Here is a 26,923-nt window from a genome sequence, read left to right on the forward strand (position 1 = left end):
CCGTCCTTTTTGGACGGGCGGGACGCCCATCCCACAATAACAATTAAAATTGTAAGTTATTTAATTCGCGATCCTTAGTTAATCCTGGACGCATTCGCGACCCAAGAAACCTAGTTTTTTACGAGAATTCAAACGATTAATATTACGTCCGGTCGATTACCCCTAATACGGTAGGGGCTCTTTCACGACAAATATGTGCCAATAATTGACAATCTCAAAAACCCGCCCTTTTAATCGCTCGATCGGACATGATATAACACAGTATTTTTGGAAGAAAAAAACCCGGTTGCGCCGTCCCGGGCTATTAGCTATTAATCATTAGTCATTAGTCTCAAGCAATCAACTCCTGACTAATGATTAATAGTTAATCCAACTAAGCGTCGTCTTGCGGTCCAAAAACCATTTGTAAAATCATCGTCGGTTCGCCCCGCTTGTGATAGCGATCTGCCCAATTGCGAATAATTTCATCTAATTCCTCAAGAGCTTGGTCGAGCCGTTCCGGCGGAATATCCAAAGTCTCCATAATTCGCATCACCTTCGGTTGTTTTTCCGCCCAATCCTTCATCAGCCGGAAATATCTAGCCGTATCCTCAACCATAGTAAATGTCCGCTCTTCCTGCTCTGCGGGAGAGTAAGTAGCGCGGGTGAGGGCATAAAACGGCATTCCCCAAGGAGAATCAATGCGAGTTACTGTCCCAGAATAGATCAAGCGCCGCTTAATGTGTTCTGCTAGAGCTTCGCTCAAAGGCATTCGCCTTTCTGGAGACATATCTTCTTGCGATCGCCTGTGCAGAAACTCGATCAACTCCATAAACTGAAAAGAATTGATCAGTTGAGCATCAGGCGGATTCGGAGGAATCTTGCCTTCGAGATATTTTTTTTCATCTACAGTCAAATTGTTTCCCGGAATGCGAGGGCGTCCCGGCATCCAACCATACTGTTCCAGCCAGACATAAGGAAACTGAATCAAATATCTAGGTTCTTGCGAACCCAACATTTTCAGCAATTTTCCCTGAGTCAGAGCTTCCCGGACTTCTTCAACTATCACCTTCACCCGTTTAGGCTCAATGTGATGCAAATGTCCGGTCATCCGCAGGTTGTTGTCCTGCTCCATATAAGTCATATAAATGGCACACTTAGCCGCCGTTGCGGCCGCGTCTAGAAACGCCCCGTGCCTGTGCCCACTGGTTCTCATGGCGCTAAACGCCAGATATAGCATGATCTGATCCATTGCACTAGGGCTGAGGCTTTTGACCAGATCCAAAGAGTCATTTTTCATCACTATCCCCGAAATAGCCAAATTAGGAGGCATTTTGTCATCCTCCATTAAATTATTGCGAGAGCGCCGAATCAAGCATAGCCGACTGTCGCCGGAAAGCTTGCCAGCTACCCTAATATTCAGGTTAGTTAATTTCCCTGAGGTAACAGGGGCAGGGGCTTAAAGGCTATCCACACCGCATAAGTGGTTCTTATTGGTGGCCAATTTAAGTAGATTCCTGCACCCTCTGCGCTGACAGTTTACCTATATATGAGTTAGTTATCGCAAGTTTATTATAGTGCAGCGGTTGAAAATTAAACCCTACCTGTGGGGGGGAGAAGGTAAATAACTGTTGCGATGCCAAGAATTTCAGGCGACTCCGATCCCCTAATTCTTGAATAGTCATGGATGCCCAAACCCGGTTCGATCGACTAAAATAAGGCTGTTGCATAATTGCGGGAAGATTTTGATGGTTTTGTGGGATGGGATCTCGTAGCCCGTCCGCTGTATTTTCACAGCAGGCGGGACACCCCACAAGAATCCTCCTCAAATTGTACAACCCCAAAATAAGGGTGGAGCGCGAGAGATATCGTTTGAAAAACCCAGATGATCAGAGGCCTGTGGTTAGTTACTGTGTAATTGAAGCCTTTTCAATACAAAACCGCCACAGACTAGAATCTATCTCTAGGTAGATGGCGGTTTCCCGTTTATATGCTAACATTTTTCAAACAAAAAAGAATCTCCTCAGAACTGTCCACAAAAAGTGCAATTGTCGCTTAACCTGAAACACTAGAATTTTAGAAAATCCGATCGCGCGATCGAATGAACGGCCCGAAGCAACTCAGTTGTGGTCATCACTTGCGTCCAGTGTCATTAGAAATCTTGTAGCGGATGAGTGTAAACTGTAGGCTCAGTAAAATTTCTGCGTCTGCCCCTCTCAGCAGGGCGGTTGCCGCTTTGTTGAGTTTGGACTGACAACATATATTGGGCGGTGGCAGTTTCGACAATGGGGAGTGGAGATTCAAAAGCTTGAGCGGCGCTGGCACTCAAGGTAATGCCCAACAGGCTCAGTAAAGCAATTGCTGTGTAGGTTTTCATGGGTAGTATTTGTATCAGTATCTATTTAGAGATACGACATTACCCAGGCTGATCAGGATTAATTTCCCTGAAATTATCAAACTATAGAATCAGGAATCAGGAATCAGAAGGAAGAATCAGAAGGAAAAAGGAAGAAGGAATCAGGCTTAAGTTAAGCTATCTCGCATTTAAATTGTCTCCTAAAATCCTTGTATAAAAAGCGGAAAATTATCTTTCCCTCTCCCTTTCTCACCCTCTACCCCTCCCGAAGCAACAGACACTTTAGATGCGTAGCATCTGATCTATGAGAGCTGTCAGAAGTCGATGTAAAATGGAATAAATAAAATCTCTGGGTTCAGTAATAAAAAAAAAATCCTAATTGCACTACCCCGAAAGTTGCAATAATATACAAAACCGCCAAATACGAAATTCAATCTCTCGATAGATGGCGGTTTAAGGTTTATATGCTATCATCACTCACATAAAAGAAGAGCCTAATGACTGTAAACAAGAAATGCAGTGGCCTTGGAAACCTGAAAAACTAGCCTCCCAGGAAATCAGATTGAGCGCTCGACACGGGCGGCAGAAACTAACTCAATAACGGAAATCGCTTTCGTCCAATGTCATTAAAATGCTTGTAGTTGATGAGTGTAAAGATTAGGTTCACTGAACTCTCGGCGTCCGCTGCCTCTTTCTGGAGAACGATCGCCCCTTTGTTCGGTTTGGGCGGATAAAATGTATGAAGCGGTGGCAACTTCCAGCAGTCCGACGAGGGATTCAAAGGCTCGAACGACAGTGGCGCTCAAAGTAACGCCCAAAAGACTCTGTAAAGCAATTGGTGTGTAAGTTTGCATGGGGTTAGTATCCGTGTCATTGTCTATTAACTGATACGGACTCTCCCCGATCGATCAGGATAAATTTCTGTGAATTTTCGGATCTCTGCAAAAAACCCTACCTCTTCAATTCTACTGAGCCCGCCAGCAGCCAAGCACCTGCCGCATTCAGCCTACCCCATACAGTCAGAGGCTTTTCGGTTTCGCAATTGTGTAAAAATCTGTCGGTTTCCGAGTCCAAAGTCACAAGTTGCCAAGTTTGACCGGCTAAGGATGCAGGGCTTGTCAGCGTTAGTGTCCAGTCTTGTTCGCCGAGGCGACGGAAAATGCCCGAAAATTGGCTGTGGGTATTTGCTGTTTGACTGCTTTGTTTCTCTACTGACTCCTGACATTCGCCGCTGGCGGGATATGCTTGGGGTCGATCGAGATAATAGCGTTGCCAGTCGAGCCAGTCCGATCGATCCCGTGTCAAATTAAATAAAGGAATAACCGCCGCACTCGCCTCGGAATCTTGCAGCAAAGCTTCTTGCAAAACTCTCACCGGCAACTCCCGCGGCTGACATCCAGATTCCGCGCACAAAGCCGCCGCCATCCCCGCCGCCTGTCCAATATTCATTACCGTCGGTTGCAAGCGAGTTGCACCGTTGGCGATGTGAGAGACGGAAATATTTTTTTCGCAGACTAGCAAACCGTCTGTACTGGCAGGAATTAGCGCGCTGTAAGGAATGGTAAACGGAGTTCCCGTCCAGCGGCCGCCCCAGCGGATCGATTTTGGCTGCAAGGGAATGTCGCCACTGGTGTAGTGGTGATCATTGGCATAGTTGCCGATCGCAATTGTTTCACAAATACCCTCAGAATTTATCGGCAACTTCGCGACTCTGCCACCGACAATAGGCAAAATATCTTGTTCTGTGACTGTACTTATCCCTCGCAAGCGCCGACTTTCTCGGTAGTAAGGATGTAAGGCAAAGGAAGAAAGAAGGGAAGAATTTTGTTGATTGTCGATCGTTGAAATGGGGAAAATATTCTGTGCAAGGCCGTAGCGGGGGCCGAGTTGGGTTTGAATGAAACGGGCAAAACTTTGAGTGTGCCAGAGACTTTCTTGGAGGAATTCTTGTCGAGATGTTTCTGATTTAATGAGTCGATCGACTCCTTCACCATAATCATTACCTCGAATCGGCCAATTAATCATCAACAATCCACCCGGAAGCCTGCCGTAATTGAGAAATTGTTCGGGAGTGTAACCGTCCCAAGCACCGATAAATCGATCGGGATTGTCTACAGGTGGCGCGGGAATTTCTGGCCCGGCTGCACCTTTACCAAAATCCTGCATAATTGCCACCCAAGTCGGAGCTTGCACCGAATACCTCTGTGTGAGAGCATTAGAGGCAGCCGGCGCGCTGGGTTCTCCCCACTCGGCTTGGAATTCCCAACCCCAGCGGTGTCCAACCTCCGCTAAAGCCAGCAAATCTCCCAATTCCGTTGCATCCAAAGTGATTTTGGCCGAAACCGTAAAATCTGCAAACCGAACGCCAGAAATGCGAGATTCTTCCCTTAGCACATCTTGAGCAGTTTGTCCAGAAATCCAGTGCAAGTTCGGCAAACATTTAACCCAATCAGCGAAAATTTCAGCACCGGTGCGGGGATCGTAAGTAAAAAAACTTACCCAGCCCCAATCCAAACCTCCCGGCTGTCGCTGCTGGAGTTCCCGCAAAAACGCGCCCCACAAACCGGTTTGAAAAGCTGCTAATTCATTGCCATCGGGGGCCGAAACGCCAGCCGAAGTCAGCATTCCTCCCAGCCAGGGGAATTCGCTTACTAAAATAGTTTTGGCACCTCGGCGGGCTGCTTGCACGGCTGCTGCTGTGCCGCCGGTGCCGCCACCGACGACCAAAACATCTGCTTTTAAGGTTGGGGACATGGGGAATAGGATTTTAGATTTTAGATTTTAGATTTTAGATTGCAAGAGGCTCATTCATCATGTAAGGTGCGACCACAAGCACCCAGAGGATAGATGTTCGGCGTTGGCGATCGCCCATTGAATGTAAGGGTACACAGGCGGCGCACCCTACGGATTTTAAAATTACCTCTTTATCCTCTTCCCTCTACCTCTGCGTCCTCTGCGTCCTCTGCGGTTAATAAAAAAATTAGTTATTGTGAAAGTCAGATCGCATCTCAAATCAAAAAGAATCAGAAAATGGGGAACCGCCACACTAAAGTCATACGTCGCGTAATTTCCCCACTATTCACTACTAACCCAGCAATTGAAAATGGAAAAAGGTTTTATCCTCTGGTTCACCGGGCTGAGCGGTTCCGGCAAGACAACTATCACCAAAGCCCTCGAACCCGAATTGAAGGCAAGAGGTTGCAAAGTTGAAATATTAGATGGAGATGTCGTTCGCACCAACTTGTCAAAAGGTTTGGGATTTAGCCAAGAAGACAGAGATACTAATATTCGGCGGATTGGATTTGTAGCTCACCTGCTGAGCCGCAATGGAGTAGCCGTAATGACCGCAGCTATTAGCCCCTACAGAGCAATTCGCGACGAAATTAGAGCAATGGAGCCCAATTTTGTTGAAGTATATATCACAGCGCCGTTAGAAGTGTGCGAAGATCGCGATGTCAAGGGGCTATACGCTAAGGCCAGAGCAGGAGAAATTAAGGGTTTTACGGGAATTGACGATCCTTATGAAGAACCGCTTAATCCTGAGATTATTTGTTACACAGAGCGAGAAACTGTGGAAGAGAGTGTTAAAAAAGTTCTGACCAAGTTAGAACAGTTGGGTTACATTTGATGTTGGCGGGGTTGGATGAGGATAGGGGCAAAAAGCGATGGTGGTGAAAAGTTATTCGCACGGCGTGCAACTTGAGAAAAAATCTCACCCTTGTGTCCCCTTCGCAGATAGGGAGGGTGAAGAATTTCTCCCATTTCCTGCAAGGAAAGGGGCCCAGGCAGAGGTTTCCAGCAAAAGCTGCAAGCTAAGTTATTGGGCAAGCAATGCTGTCAAAAGTTTAATGATTCAAAGTTTAACAGTGTCAGTGCTGGTGGCGGTGGGTTCATCTCCTGCGGCTGCCCAGTTGATGCCTCCTCCTCCTCCTCCTCCTGCTGATGCGGGTTCTCCTGTTCCTGTACCAGTACCGGCAGTGCCGGGATTGCCGGGATTGCCGGCAAGTGAACCTTCAAGTGTACGATCGGAAGTTTACACTTTAGGCGCGGGCGATCGTATTCAAATGGACATCTTCAACGTCCCGGAATACAGCGGCCCCAACGGTCAACACCAAGTACAGGCAGACGGTTCCCTGAACTTGCCGTTAATTGGCAGCGTTGCGGTGTACGGTATGACCCTAGAACAAGCTTCTAATGTTGTTAAAGACAAATACGGCAAATACCTTAAACGTCCTTGGATTACCCTGAAACTGCTGGCGGCACGTCCTTTGCAAATTGCGATCGCGGGCGAAATCAACCGCCCAGGAGCCTATACAATATCCTCAGCAGCAGGCCCCGGAGGCACAGCAGAGCAAATGGGAACTCAAATGCCAACGATATCGCGGGCGCTGCGAATGGCCGGCGGAATTACCCAGTCAGCAGACGTGCGGCAAATCAAAATCCGCCGCCCCCAGCGCAACGCAGCGGAACAAATTATTAGTGTGGATTTGTGGGAATTATTGCAAAACGGCGATTTGCGGGCGGATATGACTTTGCGCGACGGCGATACTATATTTATTCCCACTGTAACTAGCCTCAACCGCCAAGAAGCACCGACTTTAGCAGTAGCTAACATTACCGGACAAAGCACTCAACCAATTAATATTGCTGTGGTGGGCGAAGTAACTCGCCCCGGTACTTATACTTTGGCAAAAGAGGCTCAAAGTAGGGTACAAGAGAATGAAATGGGTGAAAATTCTGGTTTGTTTGCTGCCAGCGAAACCAACGGCGGGGAAAATGTTTTGCAGCAAACTGTAACGAGGGCAATTAAAATGGCGGGCGGCATTACGCCGGTAGCTGATATCAGACAAATACAAGTTCGCCGCCTGACGCGGGCGGGTACCGAACAAATTATTAATGTGAATTTGTGGCAACTTTTGGAAGGGGGAGATGTATCCCAAGATTTAGCGCTGCAACAGGGAGATACGGTAATCGTTCCCAAAGCCGAAAACCTCGATGCAACCCAAGACGAACAAGTTGCTAATTCTAATTTTTCACCGGATACGATTAGGGTGAACATTGTAGGAGAAGTCGTGAAACCGGGAGCGATTGCGGTGCTGCCCAACACTACTTTAAATCAAGCGCTGGTAGCAGCGGGAGGTTTTAATAAAGCGCGGGCAGAAATGGATTCGGTGAATTTAATTCGCCTCAATCCTAACGGCACTGTTTCGCAGCTAAATGTTAAGGTGGATTTTTCCGCAACTGCCAATGAAGAAACTAATCCCAAACTCCAAAATAATGATGTAATTATGGTAAGGCGATCGGGTCGCGCTACGTTCTCGGATAATGTAGGCGGGACTCTCGCTCCTCTCAGCCCCCTGTTAGGAATATTTCGATTGTTCGATATTTTTCGGTGAGTTGAATAGACTGGCATTAAGACCTCAGAAACCCGCTTTCTATAAAAAATTGCGGTTTGGTAATGAAATATCTAGGAATCAACCGATTTCCTGAAACTCCGCTACCAATACAGACGTTTAAACTAATAAGTTGTAGAAATCCAATGAAACCAGGGAAACAATCACAAGTAGCACTGTTTAATCATAAAAAAGCCGCCAATCTGCAAAAAATGTCTTCGGGGCTTTATGAAGAAGATCAATTCTTAGGCAGAAACAAAACCGAGGCAGAAGAGTTAAGTTTTTGGGAAGTTTGCCGCAGTCGCTCCATCTTAGTCATCGGGGTAGCAGCGGCAGTAACTACCGGAGTTTTCGCCTGGACACTGAATCAAAAAAGCGAGTACGAAGGGCGCTTTCAATTATTAGTAGAACCAGCGGTTACGCAAAATACTTTAGCCAAAATCTACTCCGGTGAGCTGAAACTGCAACCAGCGGCCCCCGCGACGACCGAAAATGCCGGTTTTGACTACGAATCCCAAATTCAAGTTTTGCAAAGCCCGCAAGTAATGTCGCCGATTATTAAACAGTTGCAGGCTAAGTATCCTGAAATAAATTACAACTACCTCTTGAACCAAAAAGCGGATAATTTGCCGTTTTCTCAGGAAACTAGGTTGTCAATTAATCGCTTCAAAAATACCAAGATTATCGAAGTTAGATATCGGGATTATGACCCGAAAAAAATTCAGTTTGTTTTGGAAAAAGTGGCGCTAGGCTACCGCAACTACAGCGTGCAAGATACCACAACTCAAATTAGTCAGACTCTGGATTTTGTGAAATCGCAAATTCCCAACCAGCGAAAGCGCCAACAAGCTCTGCAAACAGAAATTCAAAAGTTGCGACAGCAGTACAATTTCATCGACCCGCAAATTCAAACCCAACAACTCGCGCAGCAAATCAGTGAACTTCAAACGCAAAGATTGGAAGCGCAATCGCAGCTCAATCAGCAGAGATTGCTCTATTCCAATCTGCAAAATCAGCTCGGATTAAACCAGAAGCAAGCGCTGATGGCCTCGGCTCTGAGTCAAGCTCCCCGCTATCAAGCGATGCTGACTCAATTGCAGCAATTAGAAGGGCAAATTGCGATTAACTCGGCTACGTTTACAGACGAAACTCCGCAAATGCAATTGTTGCGAGAACAGCGCAAGAACCTGATTCCTTTGTTGAAGAAAGAAGCCCAACAGGTTCTGGGAACTGATTTGGCTAAGGTAAATTCGCAAGTGCTGGCTTTTCAAGATCCGGTGCGGATTAAGTTAATCGAGCAGTTTATTGGTACTGCTAATTTAATTCAGGTGCTGGGCGTGCGGAATCAAGTTTTGGAACAAGCTGCTAAGCAGTTGAATCAATACTCTCAAGGATTACCAGTGATTTTGCGGCGCTATTCGGATTTGCAGCGCGAGTTGGATTTAACTAACAATACGCTGAATGGTTTGCTGGCAAAACAGCAAGCTTTGCAGCTTGAAGCTGTGGGTAAAAAAGAGGTGGCTTGGGAAGTTATTGCTAAGCCGGAAATTCCGCGCTACAAAAATGGCGAGTTGATGGCTGTTGCTCCGATTATGCCTTTGAATTTGGCTTTGGGGGGATTGGCTGGTTTGCTGTTTGGTATGCTGACGGCGCAGTTGGCGGAACGGTTTAAAAATAAAACGGTGTTCCAAACTCCAGAGGATGTCAAAGAGTCGATTCGCCTGCCTTTGTTGGGGGTAATTCCTGCTAGCGATAAAATTTTGAGACTTCCTCCTGCTGAGACAAGCCCGGTGGATGTGGCAATTTCGCCGATGCCGACGGATGCTTTTCAAGAAGCTTTTCGCTCGCTCAATGCGAATATTCGCTTACTAAACGTTGAAACTCCGATCAATTCTTGTGTAATTACTTCTTGTCAAGTAGGTGATGGCAAGTCTACGGTAGCAGTAAATCTGGCGCGGGCGGCGGCTGCAATGGGGCAGCAAGTGCTGTTGGTGGATGGGGATTTACGGCGCCCGCAGGTACACGAAATGCTGGGTTTACCGAATTGGCAAGGCCTGCACAATGTGATTGCTGATGATGTGGATGTGCAAAAGGTGATTTTGCGATCGCCCCGCGATGAAAATTTGTTTGTGTTAACTTCCGGCCCGGTTCCTCTCGATCCTACAAAGGTGCTTTCTTCCCGAAAAATGCAGCATTTAATGGCCGCTTTGTCAAGTCATTTTGACTTAGTTATTTACGATACTGCGCCGCTTTTAGGTTTGGCGGATGCGAATTTGTTGGCGGCTCACACTAACGGATTGATGCTGGTAGTAGGGCTGCATCAAACTCAGCGGGAGGCGCTGGTGTTGGCTTTTGAAGATTTAAAAATGGCGGGAATTCCGCTGTTGGGAATGGTGGCGAATAACGATAAAGGCAGCAGGTATTACTATCAGTCTTACGTGCAGGATTACGTCCAGGAACAGTCTGTTTGAGGGAGGGGAATCGCTAATTATCGTAGGGTGTGTCGCTGCGAGATTTTCGCTCTTTTTGAGGATTTTTGAGGGCGACGCACCTTATGCCTAATTCTTGTAAGGTGCGTCGCTGCGAGATTTTCGCTTTTTTTGAGGATTTTTGAGGGCGACGCACCCTACGGCTATACTGTTCTTGAGAATGCAAGGCGGGCGGGACAGCCGACAAGATATTTCATCCATCTTGCACCATTAATTGTGAATCAAGCTGTCAGAGGCGGGCGGGACGCCCCACAAGAACATTTAACTTTTATGGAACAGGCCGTCCAGCCTGTTAAGCGAGATTTGTGCATGATTTCAGAAAGACAAATTTTCTTAAGATTTGCGATCGAGACTCTGAACTATAATTAAAAGTAGAGAAATTTAAACAAATCGCGGCACTTGCAAATTGGCAAGACCTGAAAGAAAACGTGGCTGGTAAATTCCTATTTTGTAATACATTGATACAACTCCCTGCCTAGGCGGAAAACTAGCAGGGAGTTTTGTGTTTTTCACACAGGAGATGAAACAATGGCTATTGCTACTATCAACCCGGCAACGGGAGAAACGCTGAAAACTTTCGAGCCGATCGCGGATGAGGCAATCGAAGCTAAGCTGGAATTAGCACAGCAAGCTTTTAACAAATACCGCCACCTGCCGTTTGAGCAGAGAGCTCTGTGGATGCAGAAAGCTGCAGACATCTTGGAGCGCGATCGCGAAATTTACGCTGAAATGATGACCCTGGAAATGGGCAAAACGCTCAAATCTGCGATCGGCGAAGTGGAAAAATGCGCCTTAGTTTGTCGCTATTACGCCAAAAATGCCGCTCAATTTATGGCAGACGTACCGGCAACCACTGACGCTAGCAGCAGCTTTGTCCGCTACCAACCGCTAGGGGCTATTTTAGCCGTCATGCCGTGGAATTTCCCATTTTGGCAAGTTTTTCGGTTTGCGGCGCCGGCGCTGATGGCGGGCAATGTCGGCTTGCTCAAACACGCTTCCAACGTGCCGCAGTGCGCTTTGAAAATAGAGGAAATTTTCACGGAAGCGGGCTTTCCCGAAGGCGTTTTTCAAACTTTGTTAGTGGGCGCCGACAAAGTAGCTGATATCGTTGCGGACGATCGTATAAAAGCAGCAACTCTCACCGGTAGCGAACCAGCGGGTGAAAGTTTGGCAGCAAATGCGGGCAAAAACTTGAAAAAAGTTGTACTGGAATTAGGAGGAAGCGACCCATTTATTGTGATGCCCAGTGCCGATTTAGCAGCAGCTTTATCAACTGCTGTGACATCCCGGATGCTCAATAACGGTCAATCTTGCATCGCCGCCAAACGCTTTATTTTAGCCGAAGATATCGCAGACGAATTCATCACAGGATTTGTCGAAAAAATCGAGCAATTAAAAGTAGGCGATCCGATGTTGCCAGAAACCGATATCGGCCCTTTAGCTACTCCGGCAATCCTCAAAGACTTGGACAAGCAAGTGCAAACTTGCATCCAATCGGGAGCAAAACTTCTGACAGGCGGCCGCGCATTGTCAGAGAATGGCGGCAATTTCTACTTGCCAACTATTCTGGCAGAGATCCCCCCGGAGGCTGCTGCGCGTCAAGAAGAATTTTTCGGGCCCGTAGCTTTAGTATTCCGGGTTGCAGGCATCGATGAGGCGATCGAACTGGCAAACAGCACATCTTTTGGCTTGGGTGCGTCAGCTTGGACTACAGTAAGAGAAGAGAGCGATCGGTTTATTTCCGAACTAGAAGCAGGCGCCGTATTCATCAACGGCTTAGTAAAATCAGACCCCAGATTGCCCTTTGGCGGCATCAAACGCTCCGGTTACGGACGCGAATTGAGCATCCAAGGAATGCACGAATTTGTTAACATAAAAACAGTGTGGGTGAAATAAGCTCCCACTCTATCAACCGATCGCACAAATCTACATAAGTCTGCGTTTATCTGCGTTTACCTGCGGTTAAAAATTCCCATCTAGTATTTTGGCGATCGGTTGAAAAAGAAAGACCCAAAACCCCCATTAACCGAGGAGAAAAACGGAAATGAACACAGCTCAACTATTGGTAAAATGTTTAGAAAATGAAGGCGTCGAATACGTCTTCGGACTTCCTGGAGAAGAAAATTTAGAAGTTCTAGAAGCCCTGAGAAACTCTTCAATTAAATTTATTACTACTCGCCACGAACAAGGCGCCGCTTTCATGGCAGACGTTTACGGTCGTCTCACAGGCAAAGCCGGCGTTTGCTTGTCTACCTTGGGCCCGGGCGCAACTAACTTAATGACAGGAGTTGCTGACGCCAACTTAGACGGCGCTCCTTTAATAGCAATTACCGGACAAGTCGGCACAGACAGAATGCACATAGAATCGCACCAATATTTAGATTTGGTGGCCATGTTTGCGCCAGTTACTAAGTGGAATGCTCAAATTGTTCGCCCCAGCACGACGGCAGAAATTGTCCGCAAAGCCTTTAAAGTAGCTCAAAGTGAAAAGCCGGGAGCAGTTCACATTGACTTACCTGAAAACATCGCAGCCATGCCTGCTGAAGGACAGCCGCTCACCAAAGACAACCGCGAAAAAACTTTTGGCGCTTACCAAAGCTTGAATAAAGCCGCAGTGGCAATTTCCAAGGCAAAAAGTCCTCTGCTTTTAGTAGGAAACGGCGCGATCCGCGCTAACGCCAGCGATGCTTTGACCCAATTTGCTACTCGATTGAATATTCCTGTAGCTAATACTTTCATGGGCAAAGGGGTAATTCCTTACACTCATCCTTTGGCGCTTTGGACGACGGGCTTGCAAAAACGCGATTACATTAGCTGTGCTTTTGAAGAAACGGATTTAGTGATTGCTGTTGGCTACGATTTGATTGAATATTCCCCGAAAAAGTGGAATCCAGAAGGAAAAATTCCGATTATTCATATTGGAGCTCTGCCAGCAGAAATTGACAGCAGTTATATTCCTCTTATAGAAGTTGTGGGGGATATTTCTGATTCTCTCAATGAAATTTTGCAGCGTGCCGATCGCATGGAGAAAGTAGACCCTTTTGCTAAGCAATTGCGGGCGGATATTCGGGCTGGGTACGAACAATATGCAGCCGACGACGGTTTCCCGATCAAGCCACAAAAACTCATTTACGATTTGCGGCAAATCCTGGGCCCGGAAGATATTCTTATATCTGATGTGGGAGCTCACAAAATGTGGATCGCGCGGCACTATCATTGCGATCGCCCGAATACCTGTTTGATTTCCAACGGCTTTGCGGCGATGGGAATTGCGATTCCGGGTGCGGTAGCTGCAAAACTCGTTTATCCCGATCGCAAAGTAATAGCAGCCACCGGCGACGGCGGTTTTATGATGAATTGCCAAGAGTTAGAAACTGCTTTGCGAGTCGGTACTAATTTTGTGACGCTGATATTTAATGACGGCGGTTACGGGTTAATTGAATGGAAGCAGCAAGATTATTTTGGTCATTCCGATTTCGTCAAATTTGGCAATCCCGACTTTGTGAAATTTGCCGAAAGTATGGGTTTAAAAGGCTATCGAGTGGAATCTGCAACGGATTTTATTCCGATTCTGAAAGAAGCCCTTGCTCAAGATGTCCCTTGCGTGATTGACTGTCCGGTAGACTATCGGGAAAATGCGCGTTTCAGTCAATTATCTGGGGATATGAGTTGCAATTTGTAATAGTAGCTAGAGCTCCGGCTTCTTTAATAAGTCGGGGCTCTAATAATGGACATTCTTCGAGATAGAGTTTTGTAGCTTGTTTAAGATTGGCGATCGCTTATTCTATGGTTTCGCCTTGGTCAACTGTGCCGATTTCTGGACATTCGGCAATGTATCTATCTTCTTCTTTGTAAATGATGCCTGTGAATCTGTGAGTGTTCATAATGTTTTTGCTTCCATTTAGATAACGCTCAAGCTAGCATCCGGGCGTGAGCAATTTCTCTATCACCTATGAGACGGACTTGGGAGCTAAAGAGTGAAATAATAGCTAATGTTTTCCCCGTCAAGGTAACAAATTCTACTTCATATCCTACCCCACCTTGATGTACTAAAACAACTGTGCCAATATCGCCTTGGCTTAATTTTTTTTCGGGGATATCAATTGTTAAAACAATGCTGTCAAGTTCTTGAATCATTTTATTTTTTAATCTGGTGGATAGGCACTTACTAGCCTGGGAGTGTCGCCTCCGGTTTCAATAAACCAAACAGAACGCACAAAGGGTTTTCTGCCATCTGCTGCTAGCATTTCTCCTTCAATAACGTACCGACTGCCAAAAGGAGATTCTTCAATTTTAGCTAATTCATGGTCTGCGGCATGACGCAGCAAGGCAGTTGCCATGATTTCCCAAGCATCAACTGAAAAACCAAACCGTAAAAAAAATTTTGCTTTGCTTTTCCCGTCGCGGTGGGTGAGTGAGAGCAGATATTCGGTAATTTTCTTTTCAGGAACGACTGCTCTTTCATAATTGGGCAGTTTCAAGCACTCTCTCCAAAGCTTACTCTTGTATATTAACCAGAGTTGAGGCGATCGGTCAAGCAGGGGCGATTCCCTACGGGATAGCTGCGCCGCGCGTGCTTTTTGACAAGTTGGGTTGGGATGGGCGATCGCTAAACTTATCAGGTAATTATGGTAATCTAAAAGTTAGGTAACTAGGACTGGCAAGAATGGAGGAATGTGACAACACAATTTTTCTGTCCATATCTCGATAGCGAGGTTGAACTCACTGAAGAGCGAGAACTACATATTGTTGATACACATCCCGATTTGCTACCATCTTATCAGGAAAGAATTGCTAAAACTCTAGCTGACCCAGATGAGGTTCGATGTGATTTACGTTTCGGCAATACTTTTCTATTTTCACAGCAGTATGGTAAGGGTCGCAAGGGTAGGTATGTTGTAGTAGCTGTTGTGAATGATACAGTTCCGAGAGAGCGCTATTGGATCGTGACAGCTTACTTAACAAAAAATGTTACCCAAGGAGAGATAATATGGCAGAAAAACTAACTTTTAAATACGATGCTATTGGGGATATTTTGTACGTCAATAAATGTTCGCCTTATGCAGAGCAAGAATCGCAAGAACTAGAATATGGAATTGTGGCTCGTCTCAATCCTGACACGGAGGAAATTGAAAATCTGGAAGTTATGTTTTTCTCAAAGCGGTTGCGAGAGAGTAATGTATTTGAATTACCGATTGTGGGTGAGTTGCACTTGAGTTATAAGGTTTAGAAAAGACTGCATGAGGTCATTATTCGGCACTGTTTGCTAGAATTATTTAAGTCAGCTCTAAGGAGGCCTATGACTCAAGCTATCTCAACAAAAAATGAATATCAAATAACTGTGAGTTCTCCAGTTTGGCAAAGAGTTGAGCAAATTGCCGCCGAATTTAACTTGTCAGTTTCTGAACTATTGGAACAGATAGGCGAAGGTCAACTCAAAGTTGTTGCGGTTCCAGGTAATTCAGTAAAAGTGAGTGAGCAAGATATTGCCAATGCTTTTATTTGGTTAGCCGCCCAAACTAATGTAGCAATCAACGCCTACAAGCTACAAAAACTTATGTATTACGCTCAAGCTTGGTATTTAGGAGTTTACGGCAAGCCACTATTTGATGCAGATTTTCAAGCAGGGATTCACGGGCCGGTTATTCCTGATTTATTAGAAAAGTATCAACGACAATTTAGTGGGGAACCAATTACAGAGAAAATCGAACAACCGAAACTTCCCCAAAAAATCGGGGAATTTATCGAGGAAGTTGCTGATGCTTATTTTGAGTATGATGATGCAACTTTGGAACGAATGATTTGCAGTGAAAAACCTTGGCAGGAAGCGAGAGGAGATTTGCCGAGAGACGAATCTTGTGAGGGGATTATTTCTCACGAATCGATGAAGAAATATTATGCTGGCCGTTTCTTCTCTAAAGAATAAGCTCCGAGGCATTTAAATTGCACGACCGAATACAATTAAACTTTTGTGGGGTGGGCATCCTGCCCGCCCTAAAGATATAAGTTAAATGCACAACAGCTTATAAGGACGATTCCCTACGGGATAGCTGCGCTTCACGCACTTTGTGACAAGTTGGTATGTGAGGGCGCTCTTTTTCAGATTCAAGTATTCGGGTTAGCTGCTGCCTTCGTGATGGACTGGATAATCCCGTCAAAATCCTTACGGATTTCTGCCAATTGTTTTACCCAAGTATTATAAGCATAAATCCCTTCCTCTTGATTCTGGCGATCGGTTGCAATTTGCTTCTCAATCTCTCCGTAGAGTTTTGTTCCCACTTGTCGGAGTTGTGATATCAAATCCGGTAGCATCGGAATTAATATTACCCACTGCTTTCGAGACGGCGCCGTGCCTAATCGAGTCAACAGTTAACACTCAACCATTCAGTTTTTCGACCCGCCCGTCAACAGTCAACAGTCAACAATCATTCCGGTGGCACCGGAATTGATATCAAATCTAATCACTTCAAACCCAATAATAAGGCGATTCCGCCGATCGCACCAACTACCCCCAAAACAGCCCGAATGCTCACTTTTTCGCCCGCCAGCACGGCTAAAGGCAGGATAAATAGGGGACTGGTAGAACTGAGTGTTTGAGCGATTGCTGCGGGTGCATATTTCAGCGAAGTCTGTTGCAGGAAAATTCCTAGATAGGTTCCTAAAAAAGCTGCCAGAATTATTGCACCTAAAAGTTTTGGGGCTTTTAATTGTTTGAAACTCTCAAGGTTTGTTGGCTTAAAAAAGCACAGCATGACTGCCATACCACCGCTCAAACGCAAGGCCGCTGTCCACAAGGGATCAATATCTATTTGAGTGAAGGCGGCGCGGGATAAAATTGCTCCAGCCGCGTGGGTTGTTTGTCCTAATAAACTAATACATAATCCCTGCCAAAGATGTTTTGATGATAAGGTTGTTTCGGCTGTTCGTTCTGCAATTACCCACGCTACGCCGCAGATAGTTAAAAGAATGCCAGTACAAGCAATGGCCGATAACTTTTCTTGCAAAAATATTAAGCCCAATAAAGCTGTTAAAGGGGGAGAGAGGGTTTCTAAAAGCAGCGTTCGCCTCGCGCCTAAATATTTTAATACGATAAAGAAAGCGGTGTCTCCGATGCCAATTCCTAGGCCGCCGCTGATCAGCAGCATTGCTAAAATATTAGGATTGATTGCGGGTAAGGGTTTACCTAAAATTTGTACAGTGGCAAGGAGCATGAAAAGGGCGATCGCACCTTTGAGCAAGTTTAGCACGACTGCGGGGAGTTGCTGTCCCACTCGCTGCCAGATGGTGGAAGCTAGAGCCCAGACAAATGCAGCGCCTAAAGCGGCGATTTCACCCATAAAATCTGTTGACTGTTGACTGTTGACTGTTGACTGTTGACTGTTGACTGTTGACTGTTAACGGTTGACTGTTGACTGTTGTCATTAGTTACCAATGCCCGATTCCCGATGCCCGATTCCCGATTCCCGATGCCCGATTCCCGATTCCCGATTCCCGATTCCCGATGCCCGATGCCCGATTCCCGATGCCCGATTCCCGATTCCCGATGCCCAGTATAAATTAGGGTTCCAGACTTATCATCTGGAACCCTAGATTTATTAAGCTTTTTTAGCAGTGGGCGGGGAGAGAATCGAACTCTCATACCTTTCGGTGTCAGATTTTGAGTCTGATGCGTCTACCAATTTCGCCACCCGCCCTTTTTCGTTTCACCATCATAACACACAGATCGATTTCCTGCAAGCAAAGATTCATAATCTTTTGAACTTGCCCAACGATCGATCTCTCTGGCGCGCAATACTGGTACAGGATGGGACAACTGAGCCGTCTGAGCTTGTTTGAGCATTTCTCCCAGTTGAGTGCTGCTGAGGTCGTCGTAGGCCCGCGCCTGCGCCAAAAACGCATCGACATTCAGTTTGGAAGCTAAAGTCGGCGAACCTCCGGCCAGTTTCATCAGCACCGATGCTACCACTTTTGGGTCTTGGGTGGCGAGCAAGGCGGCGCGATCGCACGTAAATTCCGCACACCGCAACCATTCCAACATTTGCGCCTGCAAACCCTGCGCCAGCACGGCTCCCACAGGCGAAATTTGACCGGCCGCCAACACAATTAAATTAGCCAGAGTCAGGTAAACTCCGTGCTCGCACTTCAAATGCCCCAACTCGTGAGCAATTACTGCCTTAACTTCCTCGTCTGTGAGCAAATCAATCAGAGAAGTGTGCATCACCACAAAAGGCTGCTTTCCCCGCATCGCAAAGGTGTAAGCATTTGGCATCGGATGCTGGCGGACATAAAGCTGCGGCGCTTCCAAATCCAGAGTTTTGCAGGCATCCAACAGCAATTGATGCAGGTGGGGCAATTGATTTTCGCCGACTTGGACGCTGGAAGCCAGATTTTCCAGCATGAAAAACTGTTCGCCCAGTTGTCCCAGCAACTGCCGCACGATCAAATCCAGACCGGGCAGTTGTTTGAGAGTGCTGGTGGCTTCCAAGTCTAGCGGGTGGCGAAACTGGTCTGCTTTTAAACCGATGAGCGGTATGTTCGACATTGTAGTGATTATTCCTTAGTCAACAGTTAACCGTCAACAGTTAACCGTCAACAGTTAACCGTCAACAGTCAACAGTCAACGGTCAACTGACTAATTAACAGTTTAAACCCGATCGCACTGGATTGACAGGAGCCTCAGCAGTCGCCGGGTCTGTACCCTCTTTGACGCGCCGCAACTTAGCTCCCAATTTTTGCAGTTTCACCTCTAACTGCTCGTAGCCGCGGTCTAAGTGCTGCAAGCTGCTGATGGTGGTGACACCATCGGCGGCAAGTCCCGCTAACACTAACGCCGCCGAAGCCCGCAAATCTGTTGCTACTACCGGCGCACCCGACAGCCGCGACACTCCGCGCACAATCGCTACATTGCCTTTAAGGCGAATGTCCGCGCCCATGCGGTTGAGCTCTGCTACGTGGCGCAAGCGATTTTCAAACACGGTTTCTTTGATCAAGCTGTCGCCTTCGCTCAGCGTCAGCAAAGCCATAAACTGAGCTTGCATATCTGTGGGGAAACCGGGATAAGGCAGAGTTTCGATGTCTGTGGCCGAGTGAGTTTGGCCGGGAACTATCCGCAAAATGTCAGGGGCTTCTGCAATAATTTTCGCCCCAATTGTCTGCAATTTGGCAATGACTGCGGTCAGGTGGTCGGGAATTACCGGCGACAAACTGATTTCCGAGTGAGTGATGGCTCCGGCTACTAAAAATGTTCCGGCTTCAATGCGATCGGGAATAATTGAATAGTCTACCGCGTGCAGCTTGGGAACTCCCGAAATGACGATCGTATTCGTGCCAGCGCCTTGAATTTTTGCTCCCATTGCGCGGCAGAAATTCGCCAAATCTGCGACTTCCGGCTCTTGAGCCGCATTTTCAATCACGGTTTCTCCTTCAGCCAGAGTCGCCGCCATCATCAAAGTTTCAGTTGCGCCGACGCTGGGGTAGTCCAAATAAATTTTGGCTCCTTTCAGGCGGCGGTTCGGCCCTTTGACGTAAGCGTGAACCGTGCCGTGGTCGATGTGGACTTCGGCACCCAGGGCTTGCAGACCGCGAACGTGGAGTTCAACGGGTCGCGCACCGATGGCACACCCACCGGGCAAGGGCACTTTGGCAAATCCCAAACGTGCTAGCAGTGGCCCGATGATGAAGAAGCTCGCCCGCAGTTGGCTGACTAATTCGTAGGGGGCTTGAGCGTCTATGAGGTTGCTGGCGTTGATGTCTAAAACGTCGCCGTTCTGCTGTAATTTGACTCCTACAGCCGAGAGAATTTGCCCCATGCGGGCGACATCGACTAAACCGGGAACGTTGCGGAGACGGCAATCCTCTGGGCATAGCAGGGCTCCTGCCATGACGACTAAGGCCGAGTTTTTGGCGCCGCTGATTTTGATATGTCCTTTAAGGGGCTGGCGACCCCAAATTTGCAATACTTGTTGGTCGCTTTCAGGTGAAGCTGACAGGTTAGATGAGTTCTGAGCTGGTGTAATGGGTTTGCCCTCCATAATTCGCTTCGTTACTTTATACATTATTAATTTTGGTTCGATTTTACCGGAAAGTTTTTATATGTCTAGGGGTAACATTAGGAATTCCGGGAATTATATTTGCTGGGATTCAATCGGGACAAGGCTTTCAGGTTTAATCGCATAAATAATGTCGATCGAGTCTCATGAAGTTATCTGTATCAAAATTTACTTTTATTTGTAGCGGTCGCTCGGATCGCAGATGTCGTACTTTTGTCAACGATCTTTTGAAGTAAAAGCCGGCTGGGTTGTTGACGAAGGTGTAAGATATCGGTTCGATCGACAATGCTAGAAAGTTAACACATTGTCGATCGCCCCATTGCCTGTGCTAACCTGTCAGTAACTCAGGGCTAAAGCCACTGAGCTTGTAAGAGAAATCAAACAAGCTGTACTGACCAGCCTAAGCCTTAACAGGCTACGTTATTTAGGTCATGACACCCTGGGATGCGAAGCTAGTCCCCTGCCCTGTCGCTAGTAGTTAAACAGTCTTAAAGTCACTGAGACAGTGCTGCCAGCCTAACAAGCCTCTATAACAAAGGCGCGTGCTAACTTTACCCCAGAAATGGGAGATTGAGGACAACCATATCCTCACGCCTTGGGGCAACCATACCCCTCTGCCCCGCGAGGGGATTCAAGGCGATTGAAATCGCCGGGTCGTTTTCCTCTCAGGACTAAAGTCTCGGAGTTTCCCACTTACCGAGTATTTTTTGTGACAACAACCTAGAGCCAAAGCTACTCCTAGCATATGGTTCACATTAAGCGGATCGAACTGACTAACTTTAAATCTTTTGGCGGCACGACGGCCATTCCCGTGCTGCCCGGTTTTACTGTGGTTTCCGGGCCCAACGGTTCTGGGAAGTCCAACATCCTCGACGCTTTGCTGTTTTGTCTCGGACTTTCGAGTTCTAAGGGAATGCGGGCTGAACGTTTGCCGGATTTGGTGAACAGCGCCCAAAACAAACGCGGTACGATCGAAGCTAGCGTGACTGCGACTTTTGCCCTGGAAGATGTGGGAGAGGAATGGTTCGCGCGGGATGAAGATGAGGATGAAAATGCAGCCGATGAGTTATCTGTTGAAGCAGAGGAAGTCGAAGGGATAGAAACTGCCGAAACTCAAGACAACAACGGACAATCATCTGCCAATCGAAAATCCAAAATCGAAAATCGAAAATCGGAAGAGTTATCTGTTGAAGCAGAGGAAGTCGAAGCGATAGAAACTGCCGAAACTCAAGACAACAACGGCCAATCATCTCCTGTCCATCAAGAATCGCCTCTCTCTGTTGCAGAAGCCGAAGGGATAGAAATTACCGAAACTCTAGACAATAACGGCCAATCATCTGCCAATCGAAAATCCAAAATCGAAAATCCAAAATCGGATGAGTTATCTGTTGAAGATGTACAAGAGATTGAAATCGCCGCAAATCAAGACAACAACGGACAACTACTCGCTACTAATAAAAAATCCAAAATCCAAAATCCAAAATCGGATGAGTGGAGTGTAACGCGCAAACTTCGGGTAACTCGCCAAGGTACTTACACTTCAACTTATTACATTAACGGCCAACCTTGCACGCTGACACAACTTCACGAACAACTCAACCGCTTGCGAATTTATCCCGAAGGCTATAACGTCGTGCTACAAGGAGACGTTACCAGCATTATTTCGATGAATTCTAAGGAACGCCGAGAAATCATTGACGAATTGGCTGGGGTGGCTCAGTTCGATCGCAAAATCTCTTTAGCTAGGCAGAAGTTGGATGAAGTTAAGGAGGTGGAAGAACGCAGTCGAATTGTAGAAAAAGAGCTGATGTCTCAGCGCGATAGACTTGCTTCCGATCGCACAAAAGCGGAAAAATATCAAAAGCTGCGGGCGGAATTTCAAGAAAAGTCGCAATGGGAAATTGTGCTGAAATTCCGTCAATTACAGCAGCAAGAATGGAAGCTGCGAGAACAAATCGAAACGGGCGATCGCACTTCTGCATCTCTCACCGAACAACTGCAAGCAATTAGCACCCAAATTCAAGAAGCAACCGCCGAACTTGACGCGCTGAATGCCCGCGTTAAAGCGTTGGGAGAGTCGGAATTGTTGGCTTTGCAAGCGACGATTGCCACTCAGGAAGCGGAACGGCGACAACTGCAAAACCGCAAACAGGATTTGGAAACAACTGCTGGGCAAATGGCGGCTAACATAGCACAAACCGAGGAAGAAGTTCGCCAATTCCGGCAAAGTTTGGAGCAAATTGAGATTGAAATATCTTATGTTAAGTCTCAAACAGGAAGTTTGCAGGAACAGCGGGACGCAGCCCAGCAAAGTTTAGATGAAAGTCGGGAAGTTGCAAATGCGATCGCCTCGACGGCCGAAGCTTGGGTACAGCAGCAAACGGAACTGCACCGCCAAATCGAAACAATTCAACAAACTTTGGAACCGCAGCGTACAGAACAAGCTACCATTGGCGAAAGAGCCGATCGCCTGCAAAGTCAAATTCAAGAACAAAACCAATCGCTGCAAGTATTGGAACAGGAAATTGCAGCGAAAAAAGAGCAACAATCTCGCCTTGTGGAAACCAAAGGCGTGGCATCTTTGCAAGTAGAATCGCTAAATCAGATTTTAGTCGAAGCCGAACAAGAATTGCAACTGCAACAGGAAACTCAAACTCGTTTGTTGGAAGAACAGCGGGAAAGACAGCGCAAATTAGACAAACTAGAGGTGCAGTTTCAAGCAATGCAAGAAGCGACGGGAACGTTTACTGCAAAAATTGTCGCGCAAAGCGGGATTGGCGGAGTTTGTGGCTTGGTGGCTCAACTGGGTAGGGTAGAACCGCGCTATCAGTTGGCGCTGGAAATTGCGGCGGGCGGGCGCATGGGAAATATGGTGGTGGAAGATGACAGCGTGGCTGCTGCTGCGATCGAATTGTTGAAACAAAAACGGGCGGGAAGGATGACGTTTTTGCCTTTGAATAAGATTAGGGGCGGCAGGTATTCGGTGAATGAAAATTTGCGGCGCGCGGCTGGGTTTGTGGATGCGGCTGTTAATTTGATTGACTGCGATTCCCGGTATCAGGAAATTTTTGCTTACGTTTTTGGCAGTACGGTTGTGTTTAGCAACCTCAGCGATGCTCGCCGCTATTTGGGACAGTACCGGATTGTCACTTTGGACGGGGAAATTTTGGAAACTAGCGGGGCGATGACTGGGGGAAGTTCTACTAATAGATCTACTTTGCATTTTGGCACGGTTGAGGCTAGTGAGGCTGCTAGTGAAGCGCGGACGATCGCGTCTTTGCAAGAAAGGTTGGAGGAAATTGAGCGGATTTTGGAACGGTGCAAAATTGCGATCGATCGCGCGTCTATTGCAGTGAAAACTCGCAGCCAAGAATTGATGGAAGCGAAACAGAATTTGCGCGAAAATCAGTTGCGATTGGAACAGTTGGAGTCAGAAATTAAGAATTTGCAAGGGCAACAGGAACAAGTGCGATCGCAAATTGCGAAAAACACACAGGAATTAACTGATTCGCGATCGAGATTGCAGTTGCTGGAACGAGAATTGCCCGCACAGGAAACTCAATTGCAGCAGTACCGACAAACTTTGGCGCAGTTGGAAGAGTCGAACAGTCACAGCGAATGGCAGCAAATGCAATCGGGTTTGCGCGCTCTAGAAGCGCAACTCCAAGAGCGAGAATTGGCTCTGAGAAACGTCCAGCAGCGCCTTGTAGACTTGGAAAATCAATTCGGGCGCTTGGAAGAGAAAATTAAGGAAGGCAGCGAGAAATTGCAGGAATGGCAAGTGCAGCAAAACGCGGGGGCGGATGCGCTCGATCGCATAGTTTCGCAGCAGTTAGAACTCGATGGGCAAATTGCGGAAGCTAAGGCGGATTTGGGGGAAATTGAGGAAAAATTGGGCGTGCAGAAGGGAGATCGCGATCGGGCGGAATCTCAACTGCGAGAACAGCATTTAGCCAAACAGCAGTTACAATGGCAGTTGCAAAAACTCCACGAAACCCAGCAAGAACGCCGGGAACAATTGGCCGCCATCCGCACTCTATTGGAAACGCAGCGGGCGGAAATGCCCGACCCCGTGCCGTCGATTCCTGAAAATGTCGAGAAAGCCAATTTGACCGAATTGCAGCAGGAAGTAAAGGCGATCGCCAAACGCATTCAAGCTTTAGAACCAGTCAATATGCTAGCCTTGGAAGAGTACAACCGCACTCAAGAACGCCTTCAAGAATTAAGTCAAAAATTGACGACATTGGAAGGAGAACGCACTGAACTGCTGTTGAGAATCGAAAACTTTACCACACTCAGGCGACGCGCTTTTAAAGAAGCTTTCGACGCGGTTAACGAGAACTTCCAGACTATCTTTGCGGAACTTTCCGAAGGCGATGGCTATCTCCAGCTAGATGACCAGGAAGACCCCTTCAGCAGTGGCTTGAATTTGGTCGCTCACCCGAAGGGCAAACCCGTACAGCGGCTGGCTTCCATGTCTGGAGGCGAAAAGTCGTTGACGGCGCTGAGTTTTATTTTTGCGCTGCAACGCTACCGCCCGTCTACGTTCTACGCTTTTGATGAAGTGGATATGTTTCTGGATGGGGCAAATGTGGAGCGATTAGCTAGAATGATAAAACGACAGTCGGAACAAGCCCAGTTTATTGTTGTGAGTTTGCGGCGACCTATGATTCAATCGGCTGAGCGTACAATTGGTGTTACTCAAGCACGGGGAGCTTATACTCAAGTCATAGGACTGAAGTTGTAGTCCCGGAGTGTCGGTTGACGATCGTGTTGAGTGATATATGTACTTATTGACACTCCTCGACCTGAAGGTACGAGGATTCTTGGCTCACCGAGACCACTTAAACTAGATTCCTTGAAGTCTCTAGCCCAGAGGTGGGACTCTCCCCAAGAGTTAATTCGGGTATGCCCTACCCTATTTGCTTTTAGGCAAGTCCTGTTTCAGTTTGAAGCAAATTCGCTTCAAATGCTGTTTGTCTAGCTCCTCTGAATCTTTTACCTACTGCGAGGTGGAGTCTAGAAAAATGCAGTAGAACCGCTTAGATTCAATTTTCAAGGTTCAGCGCTTTGTCTTTTGACAGCTAGGTTTTTAGAGTGGTTGATTACCTTTCCACTACTACAAGCATACAGCAAAGCCGTGCTAGAAGCACGGGGGTTTTAGGCCCATTTTTATGATAAATCAGGACTAAACTTAGAATGACATCAGAACAAATCTGCCAACGCTCCGATATTCTCGGCACTCAAGTCATCACTCGCGACAGAGGTAAACGCTTGGGGGTGGTTAGTCAATTGTGGGTGGACATCGATCGGCGGGAAGTTGTGGCGATCGGTCTGCGTGATAATATATTCGCGGTCGCTGGAATGCCGAGGTTTATGTTCCTCAGCAATGTCAGCGAAATCGGCGACGTGCTGTTGGTGGAAGATGAGAGCGCGATCGAAGATGATGTTGATGTTGAAGTCTACAGCATTTTGATTAACAGCGAAGTTATTACCGAAACCGGCGAACTTTTAGGTAGGGTGCGGGGCTTTAGGTTCGATCCCGAAGACGGTAAGTTAGTTTCTATAATTATCGCTTCCCTGGGAATCCCCCAAATCCCCGACCAAGTTCTCAGCACTTACGAGTTGGGGATTGAGGAAATTGTCAGCAGTGGCCCGAATCGCTTGATTGTGTTTGAAGGTTCCGAGGAAAGGCTCAGGCAGCTTAGTGTGGGTTTGCTGGAGCGCGTTGGCTTGGGCCAAGCACCTTGGGAACGAGAAGAGGACGAGGCAGGTTATTATCCGAAACCCGTGGCTACGGGAAATCAATTGGGCCCGGGCGTGCGGATACCTGCACCGGAAATGCGGAGCCGGGTAGCTGCGCCTGCGGTGGAGGAAGTTCCTTGGGATGAGGATTTAGAGTGGAATCGGCCTGCGGTTCGCCAGCCGCCCATGCGCGCGGTGCAGGTACAGCAGCCTGAGCCAATAAGCGACGATTACGACGATTACGAAGAGGATAATTGGGGCGGTGAGGAGGATGATTACGAGGAGGAGTACGAGGAGAAGCCGCAGTACACTCGCCCTGAGATTTCTCGCCCGAAGCAGCCGGTGGTGGAGTACGAGTATGAGGATGATGTGGAGGCGGATGCTTGGGCTGACGATGAGGCGCCGAAGCCTTACCAGCCTCCTCGGGTGAATATCCCTGAGAAGACTAAGACTCCTGAGTACGAGGAAGAGCCTGGTTATTAGGAATTAATCCCTCGGTTGGGCGGGGGCGGATTTACGAGATTGTTTGTTTTAGACATAGATAATTGGTGAAATCCGCCCATACAATTGCCTGTAGGGGCGGGTTTTACAAACAATATTTGATGTTCACAAACAATTTAAATAAACCCGCCCCCACACAACCGATAATCTAGATTAACCTGATGTTCGAGATCATCCAAAAAAATGTAGATTCCGATTATTCGTTGGGCGGGGGCGGGTTTATTATATTGTTGGTCTTACGCCGATATGGTTGGTGAAACCCGCCCCTACAATTGCCTGTAGGGGGGGGTTTTACAAACAATATTTGATGTTCACAAACAATTTAGATAAACCTGCCCCCACACAACCGATAATCTAGATTAACCTGATGTTCGAGATCATCCAAAAAAATGTAGATTCCGATTATTCGTT

General features: G+C 47.1%; 22 protein-coding genes and 1 tRNA gene. 11 read left to right on the forward strand and 12 right to left on the reverse strand.

The features are described 5' to 3' along the window. Positions 1-373: 373 nt before the first annotated feature. From hetR to QUA00_RS11945, 4 genes are all read right to left on the reverse strand, one after another. Positions 374-1,279: a heterocyst differentiation master regulator HetR gene (gene hetR / locus QUA00_RS11930; RefSeq protein ID WP_333034952.1), complete on the reverse strand. Its 906-nt coding sequence runs from the start codon at positions 1,277-1,279 to the stop codon at positions 374-376. Between the two features lie 852 nt (positions 1,280-2,131). Further along, a complete protein-coding gene (locus QUA00_RS11935) occupies positions 2,132-2,356 on the reverse strand; it encodes a hypothetical protein (RefSeq protein ID WP_333142682.1) in 225 nt (74 codons plus the stop codon). A gap of 605 nt (positions 2,357-2,961) precedes the next feature. Next, positions 2,962-3,189, reverse strand: coding sequence for a heterocyst-inhibiting protein PatX (gene patX, locus QUA00_RS11940; RefSeq protein WP_333142683.1), 228 nt, complete (start codon positions 3,187-3,189; stop codon positions 2,962-2,964). Positions 3,190-3,286: 97 nt separating this feature from the next. After that, entirely contained in the window at positions 3,287-5,089 is a 1,803-nt protein-coding gene (locus tag QUA00_RS11945; RefSeq protein ID WP_333409752.1) for an FAD-dependent oxidoreductase, read from the reverse strand. Positions 5,090-5,438: 349 nt separating this feature from the next. Between QUA00_RS11945 and cysC the strand changes: the two genes are divergently transcribed. From cysC to QUA00_RS11975, 6 genes are all read left to right on the forward strand, one after another. Further along, positions 5,439-5,963, forward strand: a complete 525-nt coding sequence (cysC, locus tag QUA00_RS11950; RefSeq protein WP_333142685.1) for an adenylyl-sulfate kinase — start codon at positions 5,439-5,441, stop codon at positions 5,961-5,963. A 37-nt stretch (positions 5,964-6,000) separates the two neighbouring features. After that, positions 6,001-7,731 carry an SLBB domain-containing protein gene (locus QUA00_RS11955; protein WP_333409753.1) on the forward strand — a complete coding sequence of 577 codons (1,731 nt, stop codon included), beginning with the start codon at positions 6,001-6,003 and terminating at the stop codon, positions 7,729-7,731. 143 nt (positions 7,732-7,874) lie between these two features. Further along, positions 7,875-10,199: a polysaccharide biosynthesis tyrosine autokinase gene (locus QUA00_RS11960; RefSeq protein ID WP_333409755.1), complete on the forward strand. Its 2,325-nt coding sequence runs from the start codon at positions 7,875-7,877 to the stop codon at positions 10,197-10,199. Positions 10,200-10,328: 129 nt separating this feature from the next. After that, the gene (locus tag QUA00_RS11965; RefSeq protein ID WP_333142688.1) at positions 10,329-10,586 is read left to right on the forward strand and encodes a hypothetical protein; all 258 of its coding nucleotides are present in this window, start codon (positions 10,329-10,331) and stop codon (positions 10,584-10,586) included. 159 nt (positions 10,587-10,745) lie between these two features. Continuing rightward, positions 10,746-12,113: an NAD-dependent succinate-semialdehyde dehydrogenase gene (locus QUA00_RS11970; protein WP_333307077.1), complete on the forward strand. Its 1,368-nt coding sequence runs from the start codon at positions 10,746-10,748 to the stop codon at positions 12,111-12,113. 148 nt (positions 12,114-12,261) lie between these two features. Continuing rightward, positions 12,262-13,899, forward strand: coding sequence for an acetolactate synthase large subunit (locus QUA00_RS11975; protein ID WP_333142690.1), 1,638 nt, complete (start codon positions 12,262-12,264; stop codon positions 13,897-13,899). A 230-nt stretch (positions 13,900-14,129) separates the two neighbouring features. Here QUA00_RS11975 and QUA00_RS11980 read toward each other — a convergent pair whose 3' ends face one another. Further along, positions 14,130-14,354, reverse strand: coding sequence for a DUF4926 domain-containing protein (locus QUA00_RS11980; protein ID WP_333053374.1), 225 nt, complete (start codon positions 14,352-14,354; stop codon positions 14,130-14,132). Positions 14,355-14,362: 8 nt separating this feature from the next. Continuing rightward, positions 14,363-14,698, reverse strand: coding sequence for a DUF6883 domain-containing protein (locus QUA00_RS11985; RefSeq protein WP_333142691.1), 336 nt, complete (start codon positions 14,696-14,698; stop codon positions 14,363-14,365). Positions 14,699-14,893: 195 nt separating this feature from the next. Between QUA00_RS11985 and QUA00_RS11990 the strand changes: the two genes are divergently transcribed. The 3 genes from QUA00_RS11990 to QUA00_RS12000 all read left to right on the forward strand — a co-directional run bounded on the left by QUA00_RS11990 (position 14,894) and on the right by QUA00_RS12000 (position 16,143). Next, a complete protein-coding gene (locus QUA00_RS11990; RefSeq protein ID WP_333142692.1) occupies positions 14,894-15,223 on the forward strand; it encodes a hypothetical protein in 330 nt (109 codons plus the stop codon). Continuing rightward, positions 15,208-15,447 carry a DUF2283 domain-containing protein gene (locus tag QUA00_RS11995; protein ID WP_333142693.1) on the forward strand — a complete coding sequence of 80 codons (240 nt, stop codon included), beginning with the start codon at positions 15,208-15,210 and terminating at the stop codon, positions 15,445-15,447. The genes QUA00_RS11990 and QUA00_RS11995 overlap by 16 nt, the downstream gene beginning before the upstream one ends. Positions 15,448-15,516: 69 nt before the next feature. Then, positions 15,517-16,143, forward strand: a complete 627-nt coding sequence (locus tag QUA00_RS12000) for a type II toxin-antitoxin system antitoxin SocA domain-containing protein (protein ID WP_333409758.1) — start codon at positions 15,517-15,519, stop codon at positions 16,141-16,143. 179 nt (positions 16,144-16,322) lie between these two features. Here QUA00_RS12000 and QUA00_RS12005 read toward each other — a convergent pair whose 3' ends face one another. The 6 genes from QUA00_RS12005 to murA all read right to left on the reverse strand — a co-directional run bounded on the left by QUA00_RS12005 (position 16,323) and on the right by murA (position 20,272). Further along, on the reverse strand, positions 16,323-16,583 hold the full coding sequence (locus QUA00_RS12005; protein ID WP_333409759.1) for a hypothetical protein: 261 nt from the start codon (positions 16,581-16,583) through the stop codon (positions 16,323-16,325). A gap of 95 nt (positions 16,584-16,678) precedes the next feature. Next, a complete protein-coding gene (locus QUA00_RS12010; protein WP_333409761.1) occupies positions 16,679-17,554 on the reverse strand; it encodes a DMT family transporter in 876 nt (291 codons plus the stop codon). Next, positions 17,533-17,856, reverse strand: a complete 324-nt coding sequence (locus tag QUA00_RS12015; RefSeq protein WP_333142697.1) for a hypothetical protein — start codon at positions 17,854-17,856, stop codon at positions 17,533-17,535. Before QUA00_RS12015 ends, QUA00_RS12010 begins: the two co-directional genes overlap by 22 nt. Beyond that, positions 17,830-17,911: transfer RNA gene (locus tag QUA00_RS12020), tRNA-Leu, on the reverse strand. The genes QUA00_RS12015 and QUA00_RS12020 overlap by 27 nt, the downstream gene beginning before the upstream one ends. Then, on the reverse strand, positions 17,890-18,759 hold the full coding sequence (locus QUA00_RS12025; RefSeq protein ID WP_333409762.1) for a M48 family metallopeptidase: 870 nt from the start codon (positions 18,757-18,759) through the stop codon (positions 17,890-17,892). Before QUA00_RS12025 ends, QUA00_RS12020 begins: the two co-directional genes overlap by 22 nt. A gap of 94 nt (positions 18,760-18,853) precedes the next feature. Continuing rightward, on the reverse strand, positions 18,854-20,272 hold the full coding sequence (gene murA, locus QUA00_RS12030; RefSeq protein WP_333409763.1) for a UDP-N-acetylglucosamine 1-carboxyvinyltransferase: 1,419 nt from the start codon (positions 20,270-20,272) through the stop codon (positions 18,854-18,856). A 739-nt stretch (positions 20,273-21,011) separates the two neighbouring features. Between murA and smc the strand changes: the two genes are divergently transcribed. Both smc and QUA00_RS12040 read left to right on the forward strand, forming a co-directional pair. Further along, positions 21,012-25,013, forward strand: coding sequence for a chromosome segregation protein SMC (gene smc / locus QUA00_RS12035; RefSeq protein ID WP_333409764.1), 4,002 nt, complete (start codon positions 21,012-21,014; stop codon positions 25,011-25,013). Positions 25,014-25,465: 452 nt separating this feature from the next. Continuing rightward, positions 25,466-26,494, forward strand: coding sequence for a PRC-barrel domain-containing protein (locus QUA00_RS12040; protein ID WP_333409765.1), 1,029 nt, complete (start codon positions 25,466-25,468; stop codon positions 26,492-26,494). Positions 26,495-26,923 lie beyond the last annotated feature (429 nt).

The organism is Microcoleus sp. T2B6, assembly GCF_036700475.1.
In the GTDB taxonomy this organism is placed as follows: Bacteria; Cyanobacteriota; Cyanobacteriia; order Cyanobacteriales; family Microcoleaceae; genus Microcoleus.

Bases quoted from the DNA above. Each gene is read 5' to 3' on its own strand.
- murA (WP_333409763.1), bottom strand. From the start codon at position 20,272: ATGTATAAAGTAACGAAGCGAATTATGGAGGGCAAACCCATTACACCA.
- patX (WP_333142683.1), bottom strand. From the start codon at position 3,189: ATGCAAACTTACACACCAATTGCTTTACAGAGTCTTTTGGGCGTTACT.
- QUA00_RS12040 (WP_333409765.1), top strand. From the start codon at position 25,466: ATGACATCAGAACAAATCTGCCAACGCTCCGATATTCTCGGCACTCAA.
- QUA00_RS11975 (WP_333142690.1), top strand. From the start codon at position 12,262: ATGAACACAGCTCAACTATTGGTAAAATGTTTAGAAAATGAAGGCGTC.
- QUA00_RS11945 (WP_333409752.1), bottom strand. From the start codon at position 5,089: ATGTCCCCAACCTTAAAAGCAGATGTTTTGGTCGTCGGTGGCGGCACC.
- QUA00_RS11980 (WP_333053374.1), bottom strand. From the start codon at position 14,354: ATGATTCAAGAACTTGACAGCATTGTTTTAACAATTGATATCCCCGAA.
- QUA00_RS11960 (WP_333409755.1), top strand. From the start codon at position 7,875: ATGAAACCAGGGAAACAATCACAAGTAGCACTGTTTAATCATAAAAAA.
- smc (WP_333409764.1), top strand. From the start codon at position 21,012: ATGGTTCACATTAAGCGGATCGAACTGACTAACTTTAAATCTTTTGGC.
- QUA00_RS11970 (WP_333307077.1), top strand. From the start codon at position 10,746: ATGGCTATTGCTACTATCAACCCGGCAACGGGAGAAACGCTGAAAACT.
- cysC (WP_333142685.1), top strand. From the start codon at position 5,439: ATGGAAAAAGGTTTTATCCTCTGGTTCACCGGGCTGAGCGGTTCCGGC.
- QUA00_RS11935 (WP_333142682.1), bottom strand. From the start codon at position 2,356: ATGAAAACCTACACAGCAATTGCTTTACTGAGCCTGTTGGGCATTACC.
- QUA00_RS12015 (WP_333142697.1), bottom strand. From the start codon at position 17,856: ATGAGAGTTCGATTCTCTCCCCGCCCACTGCTAAAAAAGCTTAATAAA.
- hetR (WP_333034952.1), bottom strand. From the start codon at position 1,279: ATGAAAAATGACTCTTTGGATCTGGTCAAAAGCCTCAGCCCTAGTGCA.
- QUA00_RS11955 (WP_333409753.1), top strand. From the start codon at position 6,001: ATGGTGGTGAAAAGTTATTCGCACGGCGTGCAACTTGAGAAAAAATCT.
- QUA00_RS12010 (WP_333409761.1), bottom strand. From the start codon at position 17,554: ATGGGTGAAATCGCCGCTTTAGGCGCTGCATTTGTCTGGGCTCTAGCT.
- QUA00_RS12025 (WP_333409762.1), bottom strand. From the start codon at position 18,759: ATGTCGAACATACCGCTCATCGGTTTAAAAGCAGACCAGTTTCGCCAC.
- QUA00_RS11995 (WP_333142693.1), top strand. From the start codon at position 15,208: ATGGCAGAAAAACTAACTTTTAAATACGATGCTATTGGGGATATTTTG.
- QUA00_RS12000 (WP_333409758.1), top strand. From the start codon at position 15,517: ATGACTCAAGCTATCTCAACAAAAAATGAATATCAAATAACTGTGAGT.